21 protein-coding genes are annotated in these 23,768 nt (G+C 67.5%); 8 read left to right on the top strand and 13 right to left on the bottom strand.

What is annotated here, in order from left to right; translation table 11 throughout:
- Nucleotides 1-27: 27 nt before the first annotated feature.
- The 8 genes from ACOEQ2_RS04690 to ACOEQ2_RS04655 form a co-directional block, all read right to left on the bottom strand.
- Nucleotides 28-267, bottom strand: coding sequence for a DUF3072 domain-containing protein (locus tag ACOEQ2_RS04690; RefSeq protein WP_419730225.1), 240 nt, complete (start codon nucleotides 265-267; stop codon nucleotides 28-30).
- Nucleotides 268-327: 60 nt separating this feature from the next.
- Nucleotides 328-1,821: a YifB family Mg chelatase-like AAA ATPase gene (locus ACOEQ2_RS04685; protein WP_419730224.1), complete on the bottom strand. Its 1,494-nt coding sequence runs from the start codon at nucleotides 1,819-1,821 to the stop codon at nucleotides 328-330.
- Between the two features lie 78 nt (nucleotides 1,822-1,899).
- Complete coding sequence (locus tag ACOEQ2_RS04680) at nucleotides 1,900-2,700, bottom strand: SDR family oxidoreductase (protein WP_419730223.1); 801 nt, start codon at nucleotides 2,698-2,700, stop codon at nucleotides 1,900-1,902.
- On the bottom strand, nucleotides 2,697-4,058 hold the full coding sequence (locus tag ACOEQ2_RS04675; protein ID WP_419730222.1) for an MFS transporter: 1,362 nt from the start codon (nucleotides 4,056-4,058) through the stop codon (nucleotides 2,697-2,699). Before ACOEQ2_RS04675 ends, ACOEQ2_RS04680 begins: the two co-directional genes overlap by 4 nt.
- 46 nt (nucleotides 4,059-4,104) lie before the next feature.
- Complete coding sequence (gene denD / locus ACOEQ2_RS04670; protein WP_419730221.1) at nucleotides 4,105-5,091, bottom strand: D-erythronate dehydrogenase; 987 nt, start codon at nucleotides 5,089-5,091, stop codon at nucleotides 4,105-4,107.
- Nucleotides 5,092-5,190: 99 nt separating this feature from the next.
- On the bottom strand, nucleotides 5,191-6,435 hold the full coding sequence (serA, locus tag ACOEQ2_RS04665) for a phosphoglycerate dehydrogenase (protein WP_419730220.1): 1,245 nt from the start codon (nucleotides 6,433-6,435) through the stop codon (nucleotides 5,191-5,193).
- Nucleotides 6,436-6,531: 96 nt separating this feature from the next.
- The gene (locus ACOEQ2_RS04660; protein WP_419730219.1) at nucleotides 6,532-7,341 is read right to left on the bottom strand and encodes an inositol monophosphatase family protein; all 810 of its coding nucleotides are present in this window, start codon (nucleotides 7,339-7,341) and stop codon (nucleotides 6,532-6,534) included.
- Nucleotides 7,338-8,258: a c-type cytochrome gene (locus tag ACOEQ2_RS04655; RefSeq protein ID WP_419730218.1), complete on the bottom strand. Its 921-nt coding sequence runs from the start codon at nucleotides 8,256-8,258 to the stop codon at nucleotides 7,338-7,340. The genes ACOEQ2_RS04660 and ACOEQ2_RS04655 overlap by 4 nt, the downstream gene beginning before the upstream one ends.
- A 147-nt stretch (nucleotides 8,259-8,405) precedes the next feature.
- Between ACOEQ2_RS04655 and ACOEQ2_RS04650 the strand changes: the two genes are divergently transcribed.
- Nucleotides 8,406-9,317, top strand: a complete 912-nt coding sequence (locus tag ACOEQ2_RS04650) for a prephenate dehydratase (RefSeq protein ID WP_419730217.1) — start codon at nucleotides 8,406-8,408, stop codon at nucleotides 9,315-9,317.
- Here the strand turns inward: ACOEQ2_RS04650 and ACOEQ2_RS04645 are convergent, their stop codons facing one another.
- Nucleotides 9,318-9,842, bottom strand: a complete 525-nt coding sequence (locus ACOEQ2_RS04645) for a DUF4142 domain-containing protein (RefSeq protein ID WP_419730216.1) — start codon at nucleotides 9,840-9,842, stop codon at nucleotides 9,318-9,320.
- A gap of 198 nt (nucleotides 9,843-10,040) precedes the next feature.
- Between ACOEQ2_RS04645 and ACOEQ2_RS04640 the strand changes: the two genes are divergently transcribed.
- On the top strand, nucleotides 10,041-10,406 hold the full coding sequence (locus ACOEQ2_RS04640) for a hypothetical protein (RefSeq protein ID WP_419730215.1): 366 nt from the start codon (nucleotides 10,041-10,043) through the stop codon (nucleotides 10,404-10,406).
- A gap of 132 nt (nucleotides 10,407-10,538) precedes the next feature.
- Here the strand turns inward: ACOEQ2_RS04640 and ACOEQ2_RS04635 are convergent, their stop codons facing one another.
- Nucleotides 10,539-13,466 (bottom strand): EAL domain-containing protein, encoded by a 2,928-nt coding sequence (locus ACOEQ2_RS04635; protein WP_419730214.1) that lies wholly within the window; start codon nucleotides 13,464-13,466, stop codon nucleotides 10,539-10,541.
- A 382-nt stretch (nucleotides 13,467-13,848) separates the two neighbouring features.
- On the opposite strand from ACOEQ2_RS04635, the gene ACOEQ2_RS04630 reads away from it, so the two are divergent.
- The 3 genes from ACOEQ2_RS04630 (at nucleotide 13,849) to ACOEQ2_RS04620 (ending at nucleotide 16,633) form a co-directional block, all read left to right on the top strand.
- Nucleotides 13,849-14,133: a hypothetical protein gene (locus ACOEQ2_RS04630; protein ID WP_419730213.1), complete on the top strand. Its 285-nt coding sequence runs from the start codon at nucleotides 13,849-13,851 to the stop codon at nucleotides 14,131-14,133.
- Nucleotides 14,134-14,185: 52 nt separating this feature from the next.
- Nucleotides 14,186-16,009 carry a chorismate-binding protein gene (locus tag ACOEQ2_RS04625; protein WP_419730212.1) on the top strand — a complete coding sequence of 608 codons (1,824 nt, stop codon included), beginning with the start codon at nucleotides 14,186-14,188 and terminating at the stop codon, nucleotides 16,007-16,009.
- A 120-nt stretch (nucleotides 16,010-16,129) separates the two neighbouring features.
- On the top strand, nucleotides 16,130-16,633 hold the full coding sequence (locus ACOEQ2_RS04620; protein ID WP_419730211.1) for a ferritin-like domain-containing protein: 504 nt from the start codon (nucleotides 16,130-16,132) through the stop codon (nucleotides 16,631-16,633).
- Between the two features lie 115 nt (nucleotides 16,634-16,748).
- Here the strand turns inward: ACOEQ2_RS04620 and ACOEQ2_RS04615 are convergent, their stop codons facing one another.
- From ACOEQ2_RS04615 to katG, 3 genes are all read right to left on the bottom strand, one after another.
- Complete coding sequence (locus tag ACOEQ2_RS04615) at nucleotides 16,749-17,192, bottom strand: DMT family transporter (protein ID WP_419730210.1); 444 nt, start codon at nucleotides 17,190-17,192, stop codon at nucleotides 16,749-16,751.
- Nucleotides 17,193-17,300: 108 nt separating this feature from the next.
- Nucleotides 17,301-18,014: an SOS response-associated peptidase gene (locus ACOEQ2_RS04610; protein WP_419730209.1), complete on the bottom strand. Its 714-nt coding sequence runs from the start codon at nucleotides 18,012-18,014 to the stop codon at nucleotides 17,301-17,303.
- A gap of 146 nt (nucleotides 18,015-18,160) precedes the next feature.
- Nucleotides 18,161-20,365, bottom strand: a complete 2,205-nt coding sequence (katG, locus tag ACOEQ2_RS04605) for a catalase/peroxidase HPI (protein ID WP_419730208.1) — start codon at nucleotides 20,363-20,365, stop codon at nucleotides 18,161-18,163.
- Between katG and ACOEQ2_RS04600 the strand changes: the two genes are divergently transcribed.
- The 3 genes from ACOEQ2_RS04600 to ACOEQ2_RS04590 all read left to right on the top strand — a co-directional run bounded on the left by ACOEQ2_RS04600 (nucleotide 20,334) and on the right by ACOEQ2_RS04590 (nucleotide 23,720).
- Nucleotides 20,334-20,576 carry a hypothetical protein gene (locus ACOEQ2_RS04600; protein ID WP_419731289.1) on the top strand — a complete coding sequence of 81 codons (243 nt, stop codon included), beginning with the start codon at nucleotides 20,334-20,336 and terminating at the stop codon, nucleotides 20,574-20,576. The two genes, katG and ACOEQ2_RS04600, sit on opposite strands and share 32 nt — an antisense overlap.
- A gap of 146 nt (nucleotides 20,577-20,722) precedes the next feature.
- Nucleotides 20,723-22,408: a methyl-accepting chemotaxis protein gene (locus ACOEQ2_RS04595; protein WP_419730207.1), complete on the top strand. Its 1,686-nt coding sequence runs from the start codon at nucleotides 20,723-20,725 to the stop codon at nucleotides 22,406-22,408.
- Nucleotides 22,409-22,583: 175 nt separating this feature from the next.
- Nucleotides 22,584-23,720: a Gfo/Idh/MocA family protein gene (locus ACOEQ2_RS04590; RefSeq protein ID WP_419730206.1), complete on the top strand. Its 1,137-nt coding sequence runs from the start codon at nucleotides 22,584-22,586 to the stop codon at nucleotides 23,718-23,720.
- Nucleotides 23,721-23,768: the final 48 nt, after the last annotated feature.

The following is a 23,768-nucleotide window of genomic DNA, read 5'->3' as shown; positions in this document are numbered from 1 at the left end:
GTTACAAACTATGACAATGCGGCGAGGTCAATGGTTGCGGCCGCGGCCTGTCGCTGCCTGCAAGGCGTCGATCCGTTTCGAAGCCTCGGCCTTGTTGAGGGTCTCGTCGAACGGCTCCCCGGCCTCCTCCGACAAGGTCTTCAGGTAGGATGCCTGGGCTCCGGTCATGGTTTCCTCGCCGGTGGCCCAGGTATCGGGGTCTTTGACGGTGTTCGACGGCAGATCCTGCTCGGTCACCGGGTCGGGCTTTTTCGGGTTCGTTGTCATGACACGCCAACACGCGTGTGCCCGTTTTGTTCCGTCACTCACCGTAACGTCATTGGGTGCTCATCCCCGCACTACGGCGCGATGGCGATACCCGAGCGCTTCCGCGACGTGTTGGCGTTGCACGGTGTCGACGTCGTCCAGGTCGGCAATGGTGCGTGAGACTCGGAGCAGGCGGGTATATCCGCGGGCCGAGAGTTGCATTCGATCAGCGGCCTGTTCGCTCAGGGCGCGCGCCTCCTCGCTGACCGGGAATTGGTCGGGAGTGGCTTCCGCGTTGCAGAGCCCGTCCTGGCGGCGATGCTGCCTGGCGCGGCTGCAGGCGATCCGGGTGGCTACGGTGCAGGAAGATTCGCCGGCAGGTGCCCTGGCGATTTCCGACGCAGCGACGGAACGCACCTCCACCGCGAGATCGATGCGGTCCAGCATCGGCCCGCTGATCTTGCCCATGTATTCCTCGCCGCATCGGGGCGCACGCCTGCACTGGCGGATCGGGTCGCCGAGATAACCGCAGCGGCACGGGTTCATCGCCGCGATCAGCTGGAACCGCGCCGGATAGGTGAAATGTCCGGCGGCGCGCGCCACGGTGGTGCGGCCGGTCTCGATCGGCGCGCGCAACGCCTCCAGGGACTGGCGCGGCAGCTCCGGCATCTCGTCCAGGAACAGCACGCCGCGATGCGCCAGGCTGACCTCGCCGGGCCTTGCACGCGGGCCGCCGCCGACGATGGCAGCCTGGCTCGCGGAATGATGCGGCTCGCGGAACGGTGGCCGCTTCACCAGGCGGCCGCCCGGCAGCAGGCCCGCGATGCTGTGGATGGTGCTGACTTCCAGGGCCTCGCTCGCCGAAAGATCCGGAAGCAGCCCCGGCAGCCGCGCGGCAAGCATCGATTTCCCGGCGCCCGGCGGGCCGATCAACAGCATGCTGTGGGCGCCGGCAGCGGCGATCTCGAGCGCGCGCTTGGCGGTCTCCATGCCCTTGACGTCGATCAGGTCAGGCACCCGGCCAGCCTCTGCGACACCTGCCGGGGCTGGGGGACTGAGCACCTGGATGCCCTTGAAGTGATTGACCAGCGACAACAGGTCGGGGGTCGCCAGGACCTCGATGCGGCCGGCCCAGGCGGCTTCCCCACCCTGGCTCTGCGCGCAGATCAGGCCGAGATCGCGCGCCGAGGCTCCCATCGCGGCGGGCAGCACGCCGGCCACCGGATTGACGCTGCCATCGAGCGACAACTCGCCAAGTGCCGCGTAGCCTGCCACCTCGTCGCGGGGCAGCACGTCCATCGCCGCCAGCACAGCGAGCGCGATCGCCAGGTCGAAATGGCTGCCTTCCTTCTGCAGGTCAGCCGGCGCCAGGTTGATCAGGACCCGCTTCGGCGGCAGTGCCAGCCCCATCGCGGTGAGGGCGGCACGCACCCGCTCGCGCGCCTCGCCCACTGCCTTGTCGGCCAGCCCGACGATCAGGAAGGCCGGCAGGCCGTTGGAGATCTGAACCTGCACCTCGACAGGGACCGCCTCGATGCCGGCGAACGCAAAACTCTGGACACGGGCGATCGGCATGCGGCGGCTCCGGCAATGGAACCGCACTCTGCGTGCGCCGTGGTTAAGGCCTGATTGACGGCAGCCGTGAGCCGGGGGTCAGCCGCGGCCGATGAACGGCATCGCGTTGGCCATCACGGTCAGGAACGGGATGTTGGTGTCGAGCGGCAGCGACGCCATGAACACCACGCTGCGGCCGACATCGGCGACATCCATCATCGGCTCGGGGACCATGCGTCCGTCAGCCTGCTTGGCGCCGGACTGCAGGCGCGCCGCCATCGCCGTCACCGCGTTGCCGATATCGATCTGGCCGACCGCGATGTCGTATGCGCGGCCGTCGAGCGACAGCGCCTTGGTCAGGCCGGTGACCGCATGCTTGGTGGCTGTGTAGGGCGCCGAGTCCGGACGCGGCGCGCTGGCCGAGATCGAGCCGTTATTGATGATCCGGCCGCCGCGCGGGGTCTGCGCCTGCATCATCCGGAACGCCGCCTGCGCGCACAGGAACACGCCGGTCAGGTTGACCGACACCACGCGATTCCAGTCCTCCAGGGTCAGCGCCTCGAACGGCACCCCGGGTGCGTTGCTGCCGGCGTTGTTGAACAACAGGTCGAGCCGGCCGAAGCGCTCCCGGATGGCATCGAACAACGCGCCGACCGAGTCCGGATCGGTAACGTCGGTCGGGTGCACCAGGGTATGCGCGTCGTCGGCGCCGGCGAGCTGGCGGGTCTCGCGCAGCGTCGCATCCTGGCGGCCGGCGAGGACCACGGACCAGCCATCGGCCAGCAAGGCCAGCGTCACCGCACGTCCGATGCCGCTGCCGGCGCCGGTCACCAGGGCGATCCGCCTGGTCTCGGTGTCCTTACCACGGCTGGCCGGGGCGATATGCGGGCGGTCGCTCATGCCTGTCTCCTCCGGCCGATCGGCTGGTCGCGCAGGGCGACCTCGGCCACGCGCCGGCCGCGGGCAGGTAGCAGCAGCGTTGCCAGCAGGGCGCACGCACCGGCGATGGCGAGCGTGTGCAGGCCGGCGGTCTGGCTGTGGAAGATCCGGTCGGCGGCGGCGCGCAGGTTCGGCGCCACGAAGCCGCCCAGGTTACCGATCGAGTTGATCACCGCGATGCCCCCGGCCGCGGCAAGGCCGGCGAAGCGGTCGGTCGGGAAGGTCCAGAAGATCGCCTGGCAGGCGATGATGCCGGATGCCGCGAAACACAGTGCCACGATGGCGACGAACGGGGCCGAGTGTGCCGAGACCAGGATGCCGCCCACGATGAGGACCAGGCATACCTGGAAGAACAGGCGGGGCAGGTTCAGGCGCTGGCTGATCACCGGCCAGATCGCCGTGAAGATGATGGCGCAGACCCAGGGAATGGCGCTGACCAGCCCGACCAGGAAGCCGATCTTGACGCCGAGCAGCCGGCTGACCTGGTCCGGCAGGTAGAACACCACGCCGTAGCTGCAGATCTGCATCAGGAAATAGATCAGCACGTATTGCAGCAGCCGCACGTCGCGCAGCGCGCTGGCGAAGGTGCCGGAGCCGTCATCGGCCTTCTCGCCAAGCTCACGGGTCAGCACGACCGAGAGGGCGGCCTTCTCCTCGGGCTCCAGCCAGGCGACCTCGGCGGGGCGGTCGGGCAGCACGAACAGCGTCAGCACCCCGACCAGCGCGGCCAGGATGCCCTCGATCAGGAACATCCACTGCCAGCCGGCCAGGCCGAGCCAGCCTTCCAGCCCGAGCAGCGCGCCCGACACCGGACCGCCGATCACCAGTGCCAGCGGATAGCCGAAATAGAACATGCCGAGCATCTGGCCGCGGTTCTCGGGTGGGAACCAGTAGGTCAGGTACAGGATCACGCCGGGGAAGAAGCCGGCTTCGGCGAGGCCGAGCAGCAGCCGCACGATGACGAACGACGTGGCGCCGGTCACGAACATCGTGCAGGCGGCCACGATCCCCCAGCTGATCATGATGCGGGCGAGCCAGACGCGGGCGCCGACCCGGTGCAGGATCAGGTTGCTCGGCACCTCGAACATCGCATAGCCGACGAAGAAGATGCCGGCGCCGAGGGCGAACATCCCTTCCGAGATGCCGACCTGGCCGTGCAGCGCCTGCTTGGCGATCCCGACATTGGAGCGGTCCAGGAACGCCATCATGTACATCAGGATCAGGAACGGCATCAGCCGGAGCCTGGCTTTCGACACCGCCCGCCCCAGCGCCAGGCTGCCATTTACCGGCACCCCGGCCATTCCGATCACATCGGCCATGTCGTACGTCTCCCCTGGTTTCCGGTCGTTGCCGGAGCGGGCCTGGTCAGCCGATATGGCCGCCGAGCTCGTCGTCGATATGCGCCTGGATGATGTCGTCGAAGCGGGTCTCGGCGGTGAAGCCGAGTGCCCGGGCCTGGCCGGCCTCGAACGCCTGCGCCCAGCCGCCGACGATGCGTTCGATCACCGGATCGGGCTCGCGTCGGATCAGCGCCACGGTGCGATCGCCGGCAATCCGTCGCAGCGCCTCGATCTGCTCGGCCACGGTGACCGACAGGCCCGGCATGGTCAGGTTCGGCCGCTCGCCCACGCGTGCAAGATCCAGCGTGGCGGCATGCAGCAGGAAGCCGATCGCCGAGCGCGGGCTGGTCATCCAGTGGCGCACGGTGTCGGCCACCGGCAGGATCGCCTCCTGGCCGGCGAGCGGCTCGCGGATGATGCCGGAGAAGAAGCTGGAGGCGGCACGGTTGGGCTTGCCCGGGCGCACGCAAATGGTCGGCAGCCGCAGCCCGATGCCGTCGAAGATGTGGCGGCGGGAATAGTCCGCCAGCAGCAGCTCGCCGATCAGCTTCTGGGTGCCGTAGCTGGTCTGCGGCGTGACCACGTAGTCGTCGCCGATCACGCCGGGCAGCGGGCCGCCGAACACCGCGTTCGAGGACGAGAACACGACGCGCGGACGCCAGCCGCTTTCGGCGCCCTGAAGCCTGATCGCGTCGAAGAGGGAGCGGGTGCCGTCGAGATTGACCCGGTAGCCGGTCTCGAGATCGGCCTCCGCCTCGCCCGAGACGATCGCGGCCAGGTGGAAGATCACGTCCGGGCGGCCGGCGACGAGGTCGGCTGCGACATGGTCCGACGAGAGATCGACCGCGCGGCTGTCGACGGTCCCGGCAAAACCTGCCGGGGACGGGGCGGCGATCACGTCGGCCAGGGTCAGCTGGGTCACGGCCTGGTCGCCGAGCCGGCCATCACTCACCAGCCGATCGACAAGCTTGCGGCCGATCATCCCGGCGGCGCCGAGGATCAGGATGTGCATCGATGTAGCCCCTGGCTGTCTGTCGGTTGCACCATCGGCCGGGTTCCAGGCGTCGGCCAGGGCATCGCCCCGGCGCGCACGATCACGAACCCGTGAGACTTAGCGCTGATACAGCAGCCGCGCGCGGATGGTGCCGTCGAGCTCACGCAGCCTGGCCAGGATCGCCATGTCCTCGTTGCGCTGGGTTTCAGCCTCCACCACGACGTAGCCGAGCTCGCCGTCGGTCTGCAGGAACTGCGCGGCGATATTGGCACCGGCCTCGGAGAAGATCTCGTTGATCCGCCGCAGGATGCCGGGCGCGTTGCGATGCACGTGCATGAAGCGGGTGCCGCGGGGGCGTGGCGGCAACTGCACCTGCGGGAAGTTCACTGCACCCAGGGTGGCGCCGACATCGCTGTACTCGATCAGCTTGCGCGCCACCTCGACGCCGATGCGGGCCTGCGCCTCTGCCGTCGAGCCGCCGATATGGGGGGTCAGGATGACGTTGTCGCGGCCCTGCAGCGGCGTCACGAAAGGCTCGTTGTTGCTGCTCGGCTCCACCGGGAACACGTCGATCGCGGCCCCCAGCAGGTGGCGGTCGTCGAGTGCCCGGGCCAGCGCCTCCAAATCGACGACGTTGCCGCGCGCGTTGTTCAGCAGGAAGCTGCCGGGCTTCATGGCGCGGATCTCGGCCTCGCCGATCAGCAGGTCGGTCTCGTGCGTCTGCGGCACGTGCAGGCTGACCACGTCGCTCTGGCCCAGCAGGCTCTCCAGCGTGGGCGCGGCGGAGGCGTTGCCGTGGCCCAGCTTGTCGTTCACGTCGAAATAGATCACCCGCATGCCAAAGGCTTCCGCCAGCACCGAAAGCTGGCTGCCGATGCTGCCGTAACCGACGATGCCGAGCGTCTTGCCGCGCACCTCCCAGCTATCGGCGGCGGACTTGTCCCAGCCGCCCTGGTGCGCCGAGACCGATTTCGGGAAGATCCGCCGCATCAGCATGACGATCTCGCCCATGACGAGCTCGGCCACGCTGCGGGTATTGCTGTAGGGCGCGTTGAACACCGGGATCCCGCGGCTCGCGGCGGCGCCGAGCGCCACCTGGTTGGTGCCGATGCAGAAGCAACCGACGGCGATCAGCTTGTCGGCGCCCTCGATGATCTCGGCGGTCAGCTGGGTGCGGCTGCGGATGCCGATGACATGCACGCCCTCGAGGGCGGCGGCGAGGTCGGCACCGGAGAGGGCGCCGGCATGGCGGGTGACCGACGCATAGCCGCTGTGTGCGAACAGCTCGACGGCGGTGTCGTGCACGCCTTCCAGCAGCAGGATCCGGATGCGGTCCTTGGGCAGGGAGAACTGGCTGGCCATCGATGATCCGCGGTTGTTTCGGCAGGGAACGGAGGTGCGTGTTCCAGGTGCCTAACGGAAACCGGCGCGGACGGGTAGCGCCGCCGCGAATGGCAGCTATCGCGCGGCGAGCAGCCGGGTCACCTGGTCCGCCAGCCGGGCGTCGCCGAGGGCCAGCACGCTGCCGTCACCATCGGCGCGCAGAGGCTGGCCGTTCCAGTCGGTCACGCGGCCGCCGGCACCCTCGATCACCGGCACCAGGGCGGCCCAGTCCCAGATCTTCATGTCGCGCTCGGCGATGATGTCGATCTGGCCGAGTGCCAGCAGCCCGTATGCGTAGCAGTCGCCGCCCCAGGAGACGCGCTGGACGCCCTGTTCCAGTGCCTGGAAGCGGGGGCAGGTGCTGTCGTCGAGCATCGCGGGCGTGGTGCAGGAGAGTTCTGCCAGCGCCAACTCGGGGCAGCGCCGGGTGCCGGCAGTTCCGCCGAACGGGCCAGTGAATCGGGTGGGCTCGCCGGCGATGCCGATCCAGCGCTCCCCGGTGATCGGCTGGTCGATGACGCCCAGCACCGGAAGGCCGTCGGCGAGCAGCCCGATCAGGATGCCGAAGGTCGGGCGGCCGGTGATGAAGGCGCGGGTGCCGTCGATCGGATCGAGCACCCAGCGCAGGCGGGCCTCTGGTCGCTCGAGGCCGAACTCCTCGCCGAGGATGCCGCATTCGGGGGTGCGCTCGGCCAGCAGCGCGCGGATGGCGAGCTCGGCGTTGCGGTCGGCCAGCGTGACCGGGCTGCGGTCGCCCTTGATCTCGGCATCCAGCGGGGTGCGGAAGAACGGCCGCACGATCGCGCCGGCTGCGTCGATGGCGGCGAGGGCGGTGTCGAGCAGACGGTCCCGGTCCGGGCCGAGGTCGGAATGCGCGGCGCTCAATGGCTGTCGGAGAGGGAATGCAGATAGGCCACGACGGCGCTGCGGGTGGTGTCGTCGGAGATCCCGGCGAAGGCCATCTTGGTGCCGGGAGCGAACTGGCGCGGCTTGCGGAGCCAGGCGTCGAGGTTGGCGGCGGTCCAGGTGTCGTGCCGGCTGGAGAGGGCGGCCGAGTAGCTGTAGTCGCTACCCCGGGCGATCGCGCGGCCGAAGACGCCATACAGGTTGGGCCCGATCATCGCCGAACCGCCCTTGTCGAACGAATGGCAGGCGCTGCACTCGGCATCGGCTTCGGCAGCACCCGCCTTGATGACCGCCGGATCGCTGCTGGTGACGGCAAGCTTGGCGGCGACAGGGCTGGCGGCGGCGGGCGCGGCCGTCGCAGCTTCGGCCGAGGGTGCCGCAATCGACAACAGGTAGGCGATGACGTTGGCGCGCTCCGGAGCGGCGGGGATGCCGGCGAAACCCATCCTGGTGCCGGGTGCGAAGGCCCGCGGCCTGGTCAGCCAGGCGGACAGCCGCTCCGGAGTCCAGCGTCCGCCGACCCGCCTGAGCGCGTCGGAGTAGTCGTAGTCGGCGACCGCCGCCACCTTGTCGCCGGCAACACCATGCAGGTTCGGACCGACCAGGGTGGGGCCGCCGGCATCGAAGCTGTGGCAGGCGCCGCATTGCTCGCCGGCGAGGGCCTCACCCTTGGCCACCGACGCGTGCGCGAGCAGGCCTGCGATCAGGGCGCCGGTTGCAGCATCCGACGTCGCGGCGCCGGGTGTGGAGGAGGCCGCGATGCCGGCGATCCGGAACGCGGGTGCCGCCGGACGGGTCGCACTCACCAGGCTGCCGCCGGCAATATCGGCGGCGACGAGGGCCACCACGGCGCACAGGCCGGACACGGCGATCTTGTTGAGTTCCTTGAAGTCCATCGGCAGCAGACCCGACCCCGCGTTCCCGAACCGCGGGACCGTCCCCGGGCACTTCCTTGGCGATGCGGGCAAGCCTATGGGATGCGACCGATGCGAACAACCCGCGCCGGCCCACGCCCGGGCCGCGGATCATGAGATCATGTCCCGATGACCAACGCGCCTCCCGCCGCATCCGCCGGCTCATCTTTTCCCGGCTCATCGTTCCCCGGCTTATCGTCCCTCGGCTCATCCGGGCCGATCGCGTTCCAGGGGCGGTCCGGGGCGTACTCCGACCTGGCCTGCCGCACGGCGTATCCCGGGCGTCCGACGCTGCCCTGCGCCACCTTCGAGGCGGCGATCGAGGCGGTCCATGAAGGGGTGGCCGAGCTCGCGATGCTGGCCTGCGAGAACAGCCTCGCCGGGCGCGTGCCGGACATCCACGCGCTGCTGCCGGATAGCGGGCTGCATATCGTGGGCGAGCACTTCCAGCGCGTCGAGCACTGCCTGCTGGGCGTCCCCGGGGCGGTGATCGGCGACGTGAAGCGGCTGCACACGCATCCGGTGGCGATGGGTCAGGTGCGCCGGCTGATCCAGGAGCTGGGGCTGGAGACGGTGGTCGAGTTCGATACAGCCGGTGCTGCCGAGCTCGTCGCCGGATGGGGCCGTCCGGAGGATGCGGCGGTGGCGTCCTCGCTTGCCGCCGAGCTGCACGGGCTCGTGATCCTGCGCCGCAACGTCGAGGACGCCGCCCACAACACGACCCGGTTCTATGTCGCGGCGCGCATCCCGATCTCGCCGCCGCCCGGCTTGCCGGACACCATGACGACGCTGCTGTTCCGCGTCAGGAACGTCCCCGCCGCGCTGTTCAAGGCGCTCGGCGGGTTCGCGACCAACGGCGTCAACATGACCCGCATCGAGAGCTACATGCTGGACGGCTTCTTCTCCTCGACGCAGTTCCTGCTCGAGATCGATGGTCATCCGGAGGATGCACCGGTCGCGCGGGCGATCGAGGAGCTGGGTTTCTTTTCCGAGGAGACGAAGCGGTTGGGGGTCTATCCGCGCTCGCCGATCCGCGGCTGATCAGCTCCGCGACGCGCCGAGGGCATGCAGTTCGCCGATATGGCGCACCACGATGCGATGCGTCTCGGCGGCGAACGCCCGCAATCCGGGGTTGGTGCCGGAGCTGGCCTCGGCCGCAAACGCGGCGCCGTCTTTGGCATGGATGACGTCCATGGCGTGCAGGTAGGCGGCATCGAAGGCGGTCCCGGACATCGCCTCGAGGCTGTCGAGCTGCTTCTGGAATTGCGGGTTCAGGCCGTCGGGGACGTCGATGCCGGCATCGGAGGCGACCGATTTGAGCTTGTCCCCGACCAGGGTGTGGTCGTGCGCCTCGGTGGCGCCCTGGTCCTTGATGTCCTGGGTGCTGCCCTGGTCGCCGGCGACCTGGCCGAGCTTGACCTCGAACATGCCACCCTGGCTGACTTTCGCCACGAAGGCGCGGTCTGCCGCGGAAACGGCCTCGGCAGCGTGCGCCGCGGTCGACGCGGCGACGGTCAACAGACCCGCTACGAGGCAGGGCGAGAGCGATCGGCAGAAACTGCGCACGGGATTTCCTGTATCTGCAACAGCAACCGCAACGATCCGGCGGTTGGCCGGTTCACCGCTTCCGCGATGACGGTCCCAGGCGGCCGGCCTGTTCTACTGGAAGATGTCGCGCGGTTGTACCGGCCGCATGTCGACGGCGGGATGGCACGGAACGGCGCCAGGCTTCATACGTCGAACAGCAAAACCGATGGACGCATCATGACCCACAAGACCTTCGAATTGGTGATGATCACGGCCCTGGCCCTGGGTCCGTTGACCGCGGCCCAGGCGGAGCCCGGAGGCTGCCTCAAATACGGTGCCGTGGGGGCAGTGGGTGGGCATGTCGTGCATCATGGTGTTCTGGGTGCGCTGAGCGGCTGCGCCACCGGCATGTATGTCCGGCACGAATACCGCAAGGAGGCGCGCGAGAAGGCGGCTCTCTATGATCAGGAGCATCCAGGCCTGCGAGGCAGCTACGAACAGAAGGCCACCGCCTACGATGTCGAGCACTCGACCGCGCCCGGAAAGATGGCTCCCGGCGCGCCACCCCCGGGGCCGAACGACCAGGGGGGCAATTCCTTCTAGACCGGCTTTCCTCCCGCCAGGCCGCCGTCGAAGCGGCTCTGGCGACGGCACCCGTAACCGTGCCCCCACCCGCTGCCGATGCGGTCCCGAGCCGGGTGGTGGCGAGCCTGCCGATATGATCCGTGCCGTCGTTCACCGTTCCCTGCCGGTGAGATCGACAACCTTCACGCCGACGTCCTCATCCAGCTTTCGCCGGGTCGCAGCCGTCTGGATGGTCTCCATCAGGGCACTCAGCGGCTCGGGACGGTGAACCAGGTAACCCTGGGCGAAGTCGACGCCCATCTGCCGCAGCCGGCGCAATATGTCGGGGTCGTCGACGAATTCGGCGACCGTCTTCAGACCCACCACTCCTGCGACGTCGATGAAGCACCGTACTGCGGCAGCGTGCAGCGGATTGACCAGCAGATCACGCACGAACTGCCCGTCGATCTTGAGAACGTCGACAGGCATGACGTTCAGATAACCGAACGACGAGGCGCCGGCACCGAAATCGTCGAGTGCCACGCTCACCTTCAACTTGCGGAGCTGCTCGATAAATATCGATGCATCGGCGAGGTTGGTCACTGCAACCGTTTCGGTTATCTCCAGGCAGAGCTTCGAGCAGATCTCGGGTCCGGCCTCGTCCAGCACGTCCACTGCCCAGCGATGGAAGGCGCGGTCGCCGACGGATTGCCCGGAAAGGTTGATACTCAGCTTCTCGAACGCGTCCCTGAAGACCTTGCTCTGCATGCAATGGATCGTTTCGCGCAGCACCCAGCGATCGATGCGCGAGGCAAGATTGAATCGCTCGGCAGCCGGCATGAACGCACCGGGAAGCACATACCCGCCACCGTCATCGCGGAGCCGCAACAGAACCTCTGCATAGAGGCCCTGATCGTCGCCGCTCAAGGGCTGGATGTGTTGAAAGAAGAGGGTGAACCTGTCGCCATCGAGCGCCGCCTCCAGCCGGGTCGCCCACTGGACTTCCCCTCGCCGCGCATGGATCGCCGTGTCCGATTCGGACCACGTCTGCACCCTGTTGCGCCCGGCTTCCTTTGCCGCATAGCACGAGCTGTCGGCCGCCTGCTGAACCGCGGCTGTCGTCGCGAGGCGACCATCCACCGGAACCAGGCCGATGCTCGCACCGACCCGGAATCGTTTGTCTTCATGCACGAAGCGGTAGGAGTCCAGGCGGTCGCAAATCCGCTGCGCCAAACGCTGCGCGTGCACGAGCGGGCAATCTTCCAGCAGCACGGCGAACTCGTCGCCGCCAATCCTGGCGACGGTGTCGCTGGTTCGCACGACGTCGGACAGGAGCTTGGCGACCTGCACGAGCAGCTGGTCCCCTATGGCGTGTCCACAACTGTCGTTGACGATCTTGAACTGGTCGAGATCGATGTAGAGCAGGGCATGCGCATGGTCGTCCGTATGAACCCGCTCGAGCGCCCGGTGCAAGCGTATCTCGAACTCCGGCCGGTTGATCAAGCCGGTCAGGAAATCGTGCGATGTTCGATGGCTCATCTCGCCGGCGAGACGCCGTTGTTCGGTGACGTCGTGGAACACCAGCACCATGCCGAGCACCTCGCCCTTCTCGTTGCGCATCGGCGAGGCGGTGTCCTCGACGCCGCGTTCGGTGCCGTCCCGGGCGATCAGCAGGATATTGTTCTGCAGCGCGACGATCCTGTCCCGGTCCATGCAATCCCGCATCGGATTTTCCGCCGGCGTCCGCGTCTCTTCATGGATGATCTGGAACACCTGGGTCAGCGGCCGGCCGCGCGCCTCCGTGTCGGTCCAGCCGGTCATCTTCTCGGCCATCGGGTTCAGCCAGGTGACACTGCCCCACGGGTCGGTCGTGATGACGCCATCGCCTATCGAGTCGAGGGTGACCGAGAGCAGTTCATGCTGGGCCGCCAACTGGACAGTGAGATCCCTGGCTTCCGTGACGTCCCAGTTCGTACCGATCATGCGCGTGGCGCGACCGCTCGAATTTCGGGTCACATGGCCCGCTGCACCGATGTGGTGGACACTGCCATCGCTCCAGACGATGCGAAACTCGTAACGATAGGGCTTCACACCCTCGATATCGTCCTGCACCGCTTGTTCGGCGCCGGCACGATCGTCTGGATGGAGGTGGCTCGTCCACAACTCATACGTGCTACGGCCATCGCCGGCCTCCATGCCATAGAGCCGGTACATCCACGCATCCCAGAACAGCACATCATGCACGAGGTCCCAGTCCCAGATGCCGATCCTGCCACAATCCGTTGCGAGCTCGACCCGCTCGTTGATGTCCTGCAGTGCCCGTCGTGCGGCAACGCGGGAGGTCACGTCCTGGAATGCGCCGGTCAGGCGAACCGGCTGACCATCGACCAACGTCGCGGACCCCATCGCGCGCACCCATATCTGCTCGCCATCGGCCCGATTGAAAGGCAGTTCAAGATCCCACGGCAGACCGTCGGCGATACACTTCTCGACCGCCGCGCGGATGATCGGTCGCGCTTCCGGTGCATAGAACGTGATCCCCGTCTCGAGGGTCGGCTGGAAATCGAGAGGAAGCCCGTGGATGCGATACGTCTCCGACGACCAGGACAGGCGAAGCGTTGCCAGATCCAGTTCCCAGCCGCCCACCCCCGCTGCCGTCCCGATGCGATCGAGGAAATCCTTTCCCTGTCGCAGGTTTTCAGCGACCTCCTCGAACTGGGCGAGAGAGGGACGAGCCAGAGCCTCCGGCAGCACGCGATACAGAACGATCGCCGTCAAAACGGAGACCGTTGCGGCAATGGTTTTCGCCGCACCCTGGATGGCATAGATCGGCACCCACAGGGTGATGACGTCAAGCCAGTGGGTGATCCCGCACAACAGAATGAAGGCGATGAACAGCCACAATATCGGCTGGAACACCAGGTCCTTGCGTCGACGCAAGATGACCGCCAGGGCAATCGGGATCGCGAAGTAAGCGGCGCCCGTTGCGAAATCAGCGAGAGCGAACGTCCAGATCAAGCCTGGCTGCCAGAGCAGGCAGAAGCCATGCGGAGTGAGGCCCGAGGGATCCAGTAGCCAGGAGATAAATCGGCCCGTCATCGTGAAGTCACGTCCTCTCCCAACTGTGCCCGCTCATATCCGCCCGGCGTCGTTGCAGCGGCGTCGGCACGGCTTGAGCACCTTGAGGTTTATGAGAGCAGGTCCGATCAGCGTCGTGCCCGTGTCCACAAGGCGACCTGCCAAATGGATCGACGCCGACCCTCACGATACCGACCGTCGACCGAACGGCATGGCGGATCGGTGGCGTGCACGCAGTGTCGGCAAACCGACACGCCTCAGTGAAGTCTAAAAGGTCGTCCGGGCGAAGCATCTCCTTGTTGCATCAGTTGTTCTCGGGCTGCGTCCTGTAACGTCAAGTCCTATACATTGCGAAACCGCAACGTCAGCCTGCCATTGCTCAATGGTATCGACTTTATCAATCATGGAAGCCAGAGATACCGGCTGCCGCAGCCGAAACTTCCAGCACGATCGTGTGTTCAGCATCGTTTTGGCCTTGAATCTTGTTGCCGGATCCAAAAAAGCGGGACCACCTGCATTCTCCGTCGTGCGAACGCGCGACTGCCTCAGGGGGAGAGAGGATCGCCGGCTGGTTCTGGTCGAACGGACGCGCAACATGACGACCGTGACCGTGACCGAGGCAAGCGAATCAGCGCCGACCTGGCCGGCATTATCGGGCCAGGATGGCTCCGATGCCGGGCCGGATTGAACAGTCGGCCTGCTGACGGCAGGGTCGTCCGATGGAACCGTATGCAAGCCGCATGGATATCGCTGCGTCCGACGAGTCGTCGGAACCGTACGTGCTGCTGGAAGACAGGCTCGCAACGGCTCCCGGCGGAATGCTCTACAGCCGTCCGCACGCGATCATCCGCTGCGACGACATCGCCGGCATCGACCAGGCGTTCGAGGCCATCGAGCGCGGACTTGCATCAGGCCTGCACGCCGCAGGGCTGTTCTCCTATGAGCTCGGCTACGCGCTGGAGCCCAGGCTCGCGCCACTGATGCCGCCGCTGCAGACGATCGGTGCGCAGGCGGCCCGGCACGCTGTGACGCCGCTGATCTGGATCGGGCTGTTCGATCCGCCGACATGGATCGAGGGCGAGGCGCTGGACCGGATGTTCGCCGAGCTCGGGCCGCCGCCGCCCGTGCAGCTCGCCCCGTTCGCGGAGCGCGCGCGGCACGTCGCGGGCGTGGCCGAGGCGCTGGAGCTGATCGCGGCGGGCGACATCTACCAGGTCAACCTGACCTTCCCGATCGATTTCCACCTGCCGGGCGATCCGCGGGCGCTCTACGCGGCCATGCGGGTGCTGCAGCCGGTGGCGCATGGCGGCATCGCGGCCCTCGGGGACCTCACCGTGCTGTCGGTTTCGCCGGAGCTCTGGATCTCGGTGAGCGACGGTGCGGCGATGACGCGGCCGATGAAGGGCACCGCGCCCCGGGGCAGGAGCGCCGCCGAGGACGCAGCCGCACGCATCGCCCTCGCTGCCGACCCGAAGCAGCAGGCCGAGAACCTGATGATCGTCGACCTGCTCAGGAACGACCTCTCGCGGATCTCGGTGCCGGGCACGGTGCGGGTGCCGGCGCTGTTCACGGTGGAGACCTATCCGAGCCTGCATACGATGACATCGACGGTGACCGGCCGTCTCCGTCCCGGCACCAGCCTGCGGGACAAGGTCGCGGCCCTGTTTCCGTGCGGCTCGGTCGTCGGCGCGCCGAAGATCCGGGCCGGCGAGATCATCCGGGCGCTCGAAGCCTCACCGCGCGGCTTCTATACGGGAGCACTCGGATCGATCGCCCCGGACGGCGACATGCGGTTCAACGTGGCGATCCGGACCGCCGTGCTCGCGGCGGATGGAAGCGGCCGCTACGGGGTCGGCGGCGGGATCGTCGCGGACTCGGATCCGGACGCGGAATATGACGAGGCGATCCTGAAGGCCCGCGTGCTGACCGATCTCGCCACGCAGTATGGGCTGATCGAGACCTTCCGGTGGTCGGCAGCCGGCGGATACGTGCGGCTCGATCTGCATCTGGCGCGGATGGCGGCATCGGCGACGTCGCTCCGCTTCGCGTTCGACAGGTCGGCCTTGACGCAGCGCCTGCAGGCCCTGGTGGCGGAATGGCACGGGACAGCCGGCGACCGGCGGGTCAGGGTGGAGCTGGCACGGGACGGATCCCTATCGATCGGTGACCAGGCGGTCGCGACGCCAGGGGGTGTGCTGAGGGCAGGACTGGCGGCAGACCGGCTGGATCCGGGCGATCCATTCCTCCGCCACAAGACGACGCGACGCGAGATCTACGAGCGGGCCTTCGCCGAGGCGGCGGCGGCTGGGCTCGACGAGGCGATCCTGCTCAACCGGCGCGGAGAGGTTGCGGAGGCATCGCGACATACCGTGTTCGTGGAGGACGGCGCACGGCTCCGGACGCCGCCGCGCAGCGCCGGGTTGCTCCCGGGCGTGCTGCGGCAGTCGCTGCTGGCGAGCCAGGCGGCGGTGGAGGCGCCGGTGAGCCTGGACATGCTGAAGCACGGCCCGCTGTGGCTCGGGAACAGCCTGCACGGTTTGCGGCGGGCGGCGTTCGTGAGCTGAGGCGCGCGGGACCGGATGCCCGGGTGACGGCGCCTCGGTTCAAGATGCGGTCAGGACCTGAGTGGCCGGGAACTCGACAGGTCGTCGATCTTTCACTCCGTGCAAAAACGGAGACAGCTCATGCCCGCACCCGAAAGCCTCAAGGACGTCTATGCCGACGAGCTGAAGGATCTGTGGTCCGCCAACGACCAGATGACCCAGGCGCTCAAGACCATCACCGAGAAGGTCCATGATCCGAAGCTGAAGCAGACCTTCGAGAGCTCGATCAAGGGCATCGGCAAGCATGCCGATACGCTGAAGGAGCTTCTCGCCGACGCCGACGAGGAAGTCGAGAAGGAGCACTGCAAGGGAATGGAGGGCTTGGTGAAGGAGGCCCTCAAGCACGTTCTCAAGGAAGCGCCCGAAGATGGCGAGTTGCTCGATCTGGTGGTGATCTCGCAGTATCAGCGCATGAGCCATTACGGCCTGGCCGGTTTCGGCACCGCTGCCGCCTACGCCAAGGCGCTCGGGCTCGGCGAGCACGTGACCAAGCTGCAGGCGATCGTCGCCGACATCTACAAGGCGGACGAATACGCTTCCAAGCTGGCCGAGAAGGCCGCCAAGAAGGCTCCCAAAAAGGACTGAACCGGCTCGCGCTGGCAACAGCGACGGCAGCTCCGAGGCCACCCGGCCGGTCCGGGTGGCCTTTTCGTTGTGTGGCCGCGTGCCCCCGTGATGGCGCCGGCAGTCGCGCCAGTGGCTAGAAGCTGCACACCAGGGTGATCCCGCCGACCATCAGCAGGCCTCCGATGATCCGCCAGATGTTCGCGTGGTGGACCGAGAAGCCGAGCAGCCCGAAATGATCCAGCACGATCGAGGTGATGATCGTCACCGTCACCACCAGGCCGTTGAATGCGGCTCCGCCCAGCCGGCCGGCATAGAGCAGCGTGGTGATGATCGGGACCGCGCCACAGGCGGTGCCGACCCAGGCCCACCAGGGCGTTGCCGCCAGGCTCGACAGCGACGGCACGCTTTCCCGCGACACCCCGACGCCCAACAGGATGAACGCGCCTGAGACCACGACGACGATGATCGCCGCCCACCAGGGCTTGCCGAGCGAAGTGGTCAGCTGTGCGTTGGTGCCGGAATGGACCGCGTTCAGGGCGCCCGCGATGGCGACGACGACATAGGGAAGCACGTTCATGGTCTGACAGATGCCTTCGGATCGTGGGTCCGCGGGTGCGTGGCTCGAGGCGGTCTATAGCTTGTCCTGATCATGTCACCAGCCTCAGCTCCGATGGCTCGCCGGAGTTCATGCCGAATCGGGTCCGGCCTGGTCCTGGTCCTGGGGACCGGCCTGGTCGACGTCGTGCAGCAGGTCCGGGCCGTCGTTGCGGACGGAGTTGACCCGGGCGCTGACCTTCCACCGGGTCAGCACATCGTCCGCCGCCGGCCGCAACAGGTCGGGCGGCCCGTCATGCAGCCAGCTCCCCCAATCCTCGACCTCGAGCACCACCGGCATGCGGTCATGCACGGGCGCAAGCGTCGCGTTCGCCGCGGTGGTGATGATGACGAACGTCCGGATGAGCTCGCCGGCCGGGTCGGTCCAGCTCTCCCACAGCCCGGCGAGCGCCAGCGGCTGACCGTCCGCACGGGCGAACGCGTAGGGCTGCTTCGGTTTTTCGCCGAGCGCCCACTCGTAGAACGCCACCATCGGAACGATGCAGCGCCTGGCGGCCAGGGCCTGCTTGAACAGGCCTGAGGTGGCGACGGTTTCGGCGCGTGCGTTGATCGGGGGTGGGCGCCGGTTCGTTTGCGAGGCCGGATCCTTGCTCCAGTGCGGGATCAGGCCCCAGCGCAGCAGGTCGAGCCGGCGCTCACCGCTCGCTGGGTGGTGCCTGATGACCGGCACGCTGTTCGTCGGCGCGATGTTCCAGCTGGGCGCGGCATTCGGGGCCGGGCCGGTGGTGCCGAACAGGGTGCGGATCAGGTCGATCGGAAGGTCGGAGGCGAAGCGGCCGCACATCGTCGGGATGGTGCAGGGGGAGGGCGCGGGAGTCGAGCACCGGCAGCCGCATGTCCTGCCGGGATGGGACACGAAAAGGGCGGCATCCGGTGTCCCGGAATGCCGCCCTCTTGCAGGCTCGTTCGCGGCCCCGAGGGCCGGTGTGATCAGGCCAGGTCGAAGCGGTCCAGGTTCATCACCTTGGTCCACACGGCCACGAAGTCGGCCACGAAGGCCTCCTCGGAGTCGGTGCACCCGAACACCTCGGACACGGCCCGGAGCAGCGAGTTGGACCCGAAGATCAGGTCGGCGCGGCTGCCGGTCCATTTCACCTCGCCGGTGCGCCGGTCACGACCCTCGAAGCGGTCATCGGCTTCGGAGGTCGCCTTCCACGTCGTCGTCATGTCGAGCAGGTTGACGAAGAAGTCGTTGGTCAGGACTCCTGGCCGCTTGGTGAACACGCCGAGCTCGCTGCCGCCGAACGTGGCGCCGAGGACGCGCATGCCGCCGAGCAGGACGGTCATCTCGGGTCCGGTCAGGGTCAGCAGATGCGCCCGGTCGACCAGATGCACCTCTTCCTGGCGCCCGCGACCGTCGCTCAGGTAGTTGCGGAACCCGTCGGCCTTCGGCTCCAGCACGGCGAACGAGTGAACGTCCGTCTGCTCCTGGGACGCGTCGGTGCGGCCCGGGGTGAACGGAACTTCGACGGCGTGCCCGGCATCCTTCGCGGCCTTCTCGACGGCAGCAACGCCGCCCAGCACGATCAGGTCGGCGAGCGAGATCTTCTTGCCGCCGGATGCCGCGCCGTTGAACTCGGCCTGGATCCCTTCCAGGGTCTGCAGCACCGTCGCCAGCTCGGCCGGCTCGTTCGAGGCCCAGTCCTTCTGCGGCGCAAGGCGGATGCGGGCGCCATTGGCCCCACCACGCTTGTCGGTGCCGCGGAAGGTCGACGCCGACTTCCAGGCCGTCGAGACCAGCTGCGCTACCGACAGACCGGACTCGAGCAGACGACCCTTGAGCGATGCGATGTCCTGCGCGTCGACCAGCGGATGGTCCACGGCCGGGACCGGGTCCTGCCAGATCAACACCTCGGACGGAACTTCCGGCCCGAGATAACGCGCAACCGGACCCATGTCGCGATGGGTCAGCTTGAACCAGGCGCGGGCGAAGGCATCCGCGAATTCGTCGAGGTTCGCGTGGAACCGCTTGGAGATCTCGAGATAGGCCGGGTCCCGGATCATCGCGATGTCGGAGGTGAACATCATCGGCGGGTGGCGCTTGTCCGGGTCGTGCGCGTCCGGCGTCTGGTCGGATGCCGCGCCGTCCTTCGGCTGCCACTGCCAGCCGCCGCCCGGACCCTTGCCGAGCTCCCACTCGAAGGCGAACAGGTTGTCGAAGTAGCCGTTGTCCCACTTGGTCGGCTCGGGCGTCCAGGCGCCTTCGAGGCCGCTCGAGATGGTGTCCGGGCCCTTGCCGGTGCGGTAGCTGTTCGACCAGCCGAGGCCCATCTGCTCGATGCCCGCCGCTTCCGGCTCCGGACCGACATACTCGCCGGCGCTGGCGGCACCATGGCTCTTGCCGAAGGTGTGGCCGCCGGCGATCAGGGCGACCGTCTCCTCGTCGTTCATCGCCATGCGCGCGAACGTCTCGCGAATGTCACGCGCGGAACCGAGCGGATCGGGCTTGCCGTTCGGGCCTTCCGGGTTGACGTAGATCAGACCCATCTGCACGGCGCCGAGATAATCGGCGAGCTCGCGATCACCGCTATAGCGCTTGTCGTCGAGCCAGGTGTCCTCGGGACCCCAGTTGATGTCCTCTTCCGGCTCCCAGACATCGACGCGGCCACCGGCGAAGCCGAAGGTCTTGAGACCCATGGACTCCAGCGCGCAGTTGCCGGTCAGCACCATCAGGTCGGCCCAGGAGATCTTGCGGCCGTACTTCTGCTTGATCGGCCACAGCAGCAGCCGCGCCTTGTCCAGGTTGGCGTTGTCCGGCCAGGAGTTGAGGGGCGCGAAACGCTGGGTGCCGGAGCCTGCACCGCCGCGGCCATCCCCGATCCGGTAGGTGCCGGCGCTGTGCCATGCCATGCGGATGAAGAGCGGCCCGTAATGCCCGAAATCGGCCGGCCACCAGTCCTGCGACGTGGTCATCAGCGCGAAGATGTCCTGCTTCAGCGCCGCCAGGTCGAGCGACTTGAACTCCTCGGCATAGTCGAAATCGACCTTCAGCGGGTTCGCCGTGACCGAGTGCTGGTGGAGGATCTTGAGGTTCAGCTGGTTCGGCCACCATTGCTGGTTGGACCTGGGCCAGGCAGTCGAATTGTTGGCGGCTACGCCCTTCATGGGGCACTGGCCGACGCTGTCTCCGTCCATCTTCTTCTCCGATCTCGGCGCATCGATCGACGCGGTCTTTCCGATGACAGTGCCCAAGGTGGGGCCGGACCGCCAACTTGAAAAGGCCGCCGCCCGCTATCGGAGCAACGACGCCGTTCAGGCGGCGCTCAACCCCGACCCGCAGGATATCGGCCGTGACGGCCCCGTCTTCAGGTCACGGAGCTTACGACACCGCCGGCCTTTCACCTAGGCCGTCTGCCCCGGACCGCGATGCCGGGACGCGGCGGCGCAAGGCCGCGATTTCCGGAGCGGGGTTAACGGGGTGGCAACCTCTCGCGCCTAAGACTCGCGGATTGACTGCATCAAGGCAGGCAATCCCTTCAGGAAGGCCAGGCAATGCAGCTCATCTCGAACCTGACGATCCGTCTGAAAATAGTCTCGGTCTTCGCGATGATCCTGGGATGTATCGCGGGCTTCGGAGTGTTCTCGATTTCGCGGATCGAGATGATGCACGGGTCGGTCGATCTGGTCAGTTCGAACATCGTCTCCGTGCAGCAGCTCTCCCGGGTTTCCGAAGGCCTGGCGAAGCTTCCCGGAACCGTCGCGAGCCGCATTTTTGCCCGGACGCCCGCGGAACACGACGCGATGGTCGCGCAGAACAAGGCCACGATGGATGGCGTGCTGTCTGCCTGGAGCGAGTATGAGCCCACCGTCGATCCGGGCGAGGAAAAGCAGGACGCGGTCGCGGTCGATGAAGCCATTTCCGAATTCCAGTCCGTCCGGCACAAGCTGATCGACCTGGAGCAGGCCGGAGACCAGGTCGCGATCCGGGCCTTCTTTCTCGGAGACTACGCGGCGTCGGCCAACCATCTCCGTGACTTGGTGGCGAAGAACAGTTCCTATCAGGACCGGCAGAGCAGGCAGAGTGTCGTCGATGCCGATGGTGCCGCGGCTACCGCACGCTTCATGACCCTGATCGTGATCGGCGTCCTCGTCGCCTTCTGCGCGCTGGTCGGCTGGACGTTGATCCGCAGCATCTCCACGCCGATCGCCGAGGCGACGGTGGCGATGCGCCGGCTTGCCGGAAACGACATGACGACGATGGTTCCGGGCGTGGGTCGCGGCGACGAGATCGGCAGCATGGCCACCGCGGTCCAGGTGTTCAAGGACAACATGATCACCGCAGCCCGGCTGGCGAGCGAGCAGCAGGCGGAACACACAGGCAAGGCTGCGCGCGCCGTCCGCCTCGACGCACTGGTGAACGGCTTCGAAAGCAAGACCCGCGACATGGTGGGCATGCTCGCCGCTGCAGCCACCGAGATGGAAGCGACTGCCCGGGCGATGTCCACGAATGCCGTCCAGACCAACAAGCAGGCCTCCGTGGTCGCTTCCGCAGCCGAGGTGGCCAGCGTGGGGGTGCAGACGGTCGCCGTCGCCGCCGACCAGCTTTCATCGTCGATCACCGAGATCTCCCGGCAGGTGACGCAGTCGGCCCGGGTCAGCGAGAAGGCGGTTGCCGACGTGCGTCGCACCGATGCGGTGGTCCGTGCGCTGGCCGAAGGTGCCCGCAAGATCGGCGACATCGTCAGTCTGATCACCAACATCGCCAGCCAGACCAATCTGCTTGCACTCAACGCCACCATCGAGGCCGCCCGTGCAGGCGATGCGGGCAAGGGCTTTGCGGTGGTCGCGTCCGAGGTCAAGAGCCTGGCGCAGCAGACCGCGAAGGCCACCGACGAGATCGGCGCGCAGATCAGCCAGGTGCAGGCGGCGACGGCAGAAGCCGTGGAAGCGATCCGCGGCATCTCCGTGGTGATCGAGGAGATTGGCGCGATCGCGACCATGATCGCGGCAGCGGTTGAGGAGCAGGGGGCGGCCACTGCCGAGATCGCCCGCAACGTCCAGCAGACCGCGACCAGCACCCAGACCGTCACCAGCAACATCGCCGGTGTCAGCCAGGCTGCCGGCGAGACCGGAACCGCTGCAAGCCAGGTGCTCGACGCGGCCGGCGGCCTGTCGCGGCAGGCCGAGGATCTCTCGAACGAGGTGAACCGCTTCGTCGGCGACGTGCGGGCGGCGTAGGACACGAAGGCGGGGTCGCGCAGCTTCTGACGGGAAGACCGCTTCGGGGGTAGTCTGCCGGTCAGGGTCCGATGGCGTGGCGGGGGACGCGTGCACGCTGCCCGGCCCGGATGTTGTCATGGTCGGCCCGACACATCGCCTGCGCTGCACCTCGCGTGACCTGGGAGACTGGAGCATGAGCCAACGACTCCGCGTCGGTATTGTCGGCCTGAAACCGGACGACGGCTGGGCGGCACGCGCGCACGTCCCTGCACTCCGCGCACTGGACAAGGATTTCGAGCTCGTCGGCGCAGCGAACTCGAGTCCCGAAAGCTCGGTGCAGGCCGCCGCAGCCTTCGATCTTCCACAGCGCTTTTCCAGCGTCGAGGAGTTGGTGACGTCGGACATGGTCGACGTGGTGACCGTCACGGTACGGGTCCCGTACCATTTCGATATCGTCACGCGCGCAATCCAGGCCGGAAAAAGCGTGTATTGCGAGTGGCCGCTGGGAAACGGCCTTTCGGAGGCGGAGGAGCTCGCAGCACTCGCCGCCAGGCACTCCGCGGTCTGCGTGGTCGGAACCCAGGCCCGCCTGGCCCCCGAAATCCAGTATCTCAGGGCCCTTATCTCGAACGGCATCGTGGGACAGGTGCTTTCCACCACACTGGTTGCCACCGGCGGCGGCTGGGGCGGGTCGATCGGCAGCGAAAAAGCGAGCGGCTATCTCCTCGACAATGCCGATGGCGCCACCATGCTCACGATACCCGTGGGTCACGCGCTGGCGGCGTTGCGCGATGTCGTCGGGGAGCTGCGGGAGATCTCGGCGGTGGTGGTCAATCGACGCCCCTTGGTCCGGGTCATCGACACTGGTGCGACCCTGCCGATGACGGCCGCCGACCAGGTCCTCGTCGCCGCGATTTCGGACGCGGGCATCCCGGTCTCGGTCCATTACCGCGGTGGATCGTCACCGGATCGCGGGCTTGTCTGGGAGGTGAACGGCACGGCAGGCGATCTTCGTCTGGTCGCGAAGTCCGGCCATGTGCAACTCGAGCCGCTGACCCTCTCCGGGGCGCGGGCGGGCGCCACCGGCTTCGAGGTGATCGAGGTGCCGGCGCAGTATCTGGAGAATGCCCCGGGTGCCGCCGTGTCCGGAAACGTCGCCCGGGTCTATTCCCGGATGGCCGCCGATATCCGCAACGGGACCAGGACGGCGCCCGATTTCCAGGATGCGGTCGAACTGCACAAGGTGCTGGAGGCGGTGCAGGACGCTGCCCTGTCTGGAGGTCGGGTGATGACGCAAACCTCGAACCGGCTGCTACCCGCGCTCACCTGAGCGGGTTCGCGACCGCACGGAGGTCCTGTGCGTGGCCGTCGCGCGCGA

The sequence above is a fragment of the Lichenicola sp. genome, assembly GCF_965198575.1.
Lineage (GTDB): Bacteria > Pseudomonadota > Alphaproteobacteria > Acetobacterales > Acetobacteraceae > Lichenicola.
Note: the sequence above shows the minus strand (reverse complement) of the source record. Positions and strands in the feature narration are given on the sequence as shown.

What these genes read in the sequence shown, in the direction of transcription:
- ACOEQ2_RS04690 (WP_419730225.1), bottom strand. Translation starts at nt 267, where the DNA reads ATGACAACGAACCCGAAAAAGCCCGACCCGGTGACCGAGCAGGATCTG.
- ACOEQ2_RS04685 (WP_419730224.1), bottom strand. Translation starts at nt 1,821, where the DNA reads ATGCCGATCGCCCGTGTCCAGAGTTTTGCGTTCGCCGGCATCGAGGCG.
- ACOEQ2_RS04680 (WP_419730223.1), bottom strand. Translation starts at nt 2,700, where the DNA reads ATGAGCGACCGCCCGCATATCGCCCCGGCCAGCCGTGGTAAGGACACC.
- ACOEQ2_RS04675 (WP_419730222.1), bottom strand. Translation starts at nt 4,058, where the DNA reads ATGGCCGATGTGATCGGAATGGCCGGGGTGCCGGTAAATGGCAGCCTG.
- denD (WP_419730221.1), bottom strand. Translation starts at nt 5,091, where the DNA reads ATGCACATCCTGATCCTCGGCGCCGCCGGGATGATCGGCCGCAAGCTT.
- serA (WP_419730220.1), bottom strand. Translation starts at nt 6,435, where the DNA reads ATGGCCAGCCAGTTCTCCCTGCCCAAGGACCGCATCCGGATCCTGCTG.
- ACOEQ2_RS04655 (WP_419730218.1), bottom strand. Translation starts at nt 8,258, where the DNA reads ATGGACTTCAAGGAACTCAACAAGATCGCCGTGTCCGGCCTGTGCGCC.
- ACOEQ2_RS04650 (WP_419730217.1), top strand. Translation starts at nt 8,406, where the DNA reads ATGACCAACGCGCCTCCCGCCGCATCCGCCGGCTCATCTTTTCCCGGC.
- ACOEQ2_RS04640 (WP_419730215.1), top strand. Translation starts at nt 10,041, where the DNA reads ATGACCCACAAGACCTTCGAATTGGTGATGATCACGGCCCTGGCCCTG.
- ACOEQ2_RS04635 (WP_419730214.1), bottom strand. Translation starts at nt 13,466, where the DNA reads ATGACGGGCCGATTTATCTCCTGGCTACTGGATCCCTCGGGCCTCACT.
- ACOEQ2_RS04630 (WP_419730213.1), top strand. Translation starts at nt 13,849, where the DNA reads ATGGAAGCCAGAGATACCGGCTGCCGCAGCCGAAACTTCCAGCACGAT.
- ACOEQ2_RS04625 (WP_419730212.1), top strand. Translation starts at nt 14,186, where the DNA reads ATGGATATCGCTGCGTCCGACGAGTCGTCGGAACCGTACGTGCTGCTG.
- ACOEQ2_RS04620 (WP_419730211.1), top strand. Translation starts at nt 16,130, where the DNA reads ATGCCCGCACCCGAAAGCCTCAAGGACGTCTATGCCGACGAGCTGAAG.
- ACOEQ2_RS04615 (WP_419730210.1), bottom strand. Translation starts at nt 17,192, where the DNA reads ATGAACGTGCTTCCCTATGTCGTCGTCGCCATCGCGGGCGCCCTGAAC.
- ACOEQ2_RS04610 (WP_419730209.1), bottom strand. Translation starts at nt 18,014, where the DNA reads ATGTGCGGCCGCTTCGCCTCCGACCTTCCGATCGACCTGATCCGCACC.
- ACOEQ2_RS04600 (WP_419731289.1), top strand. Translation starts at nt 20,334, where the DNA reads ATGGGGCACTGGCCGACGCTGTCTCCGTCCATCTTCTTCTCCGATCTC.
- katG (WP_419730208.1), bottom strand. Translation starts at nt 20,365, where the DNA reads ATGGACGGAGACAGCGTCGGCCAGTGCCCCATGAAGGGCGTAGCCGCC.
- ACOEQ2_RS04595 (WP_419730207.1), top strand. Translation starts at nt 20,723, where the DNA reads ATGCAGCTCATCTCGAACCTGACGATCCGTCTGAAAATAGTCTCGGTC.
- ACOEQ2_RS04590 (WP_419730206.1), top strand. Translation starts at nt 22,584, where the DNA reads ATGAGCCAACGACTCCGCGTCGGTATTGTCGGCCTGAAACCGGACGAC.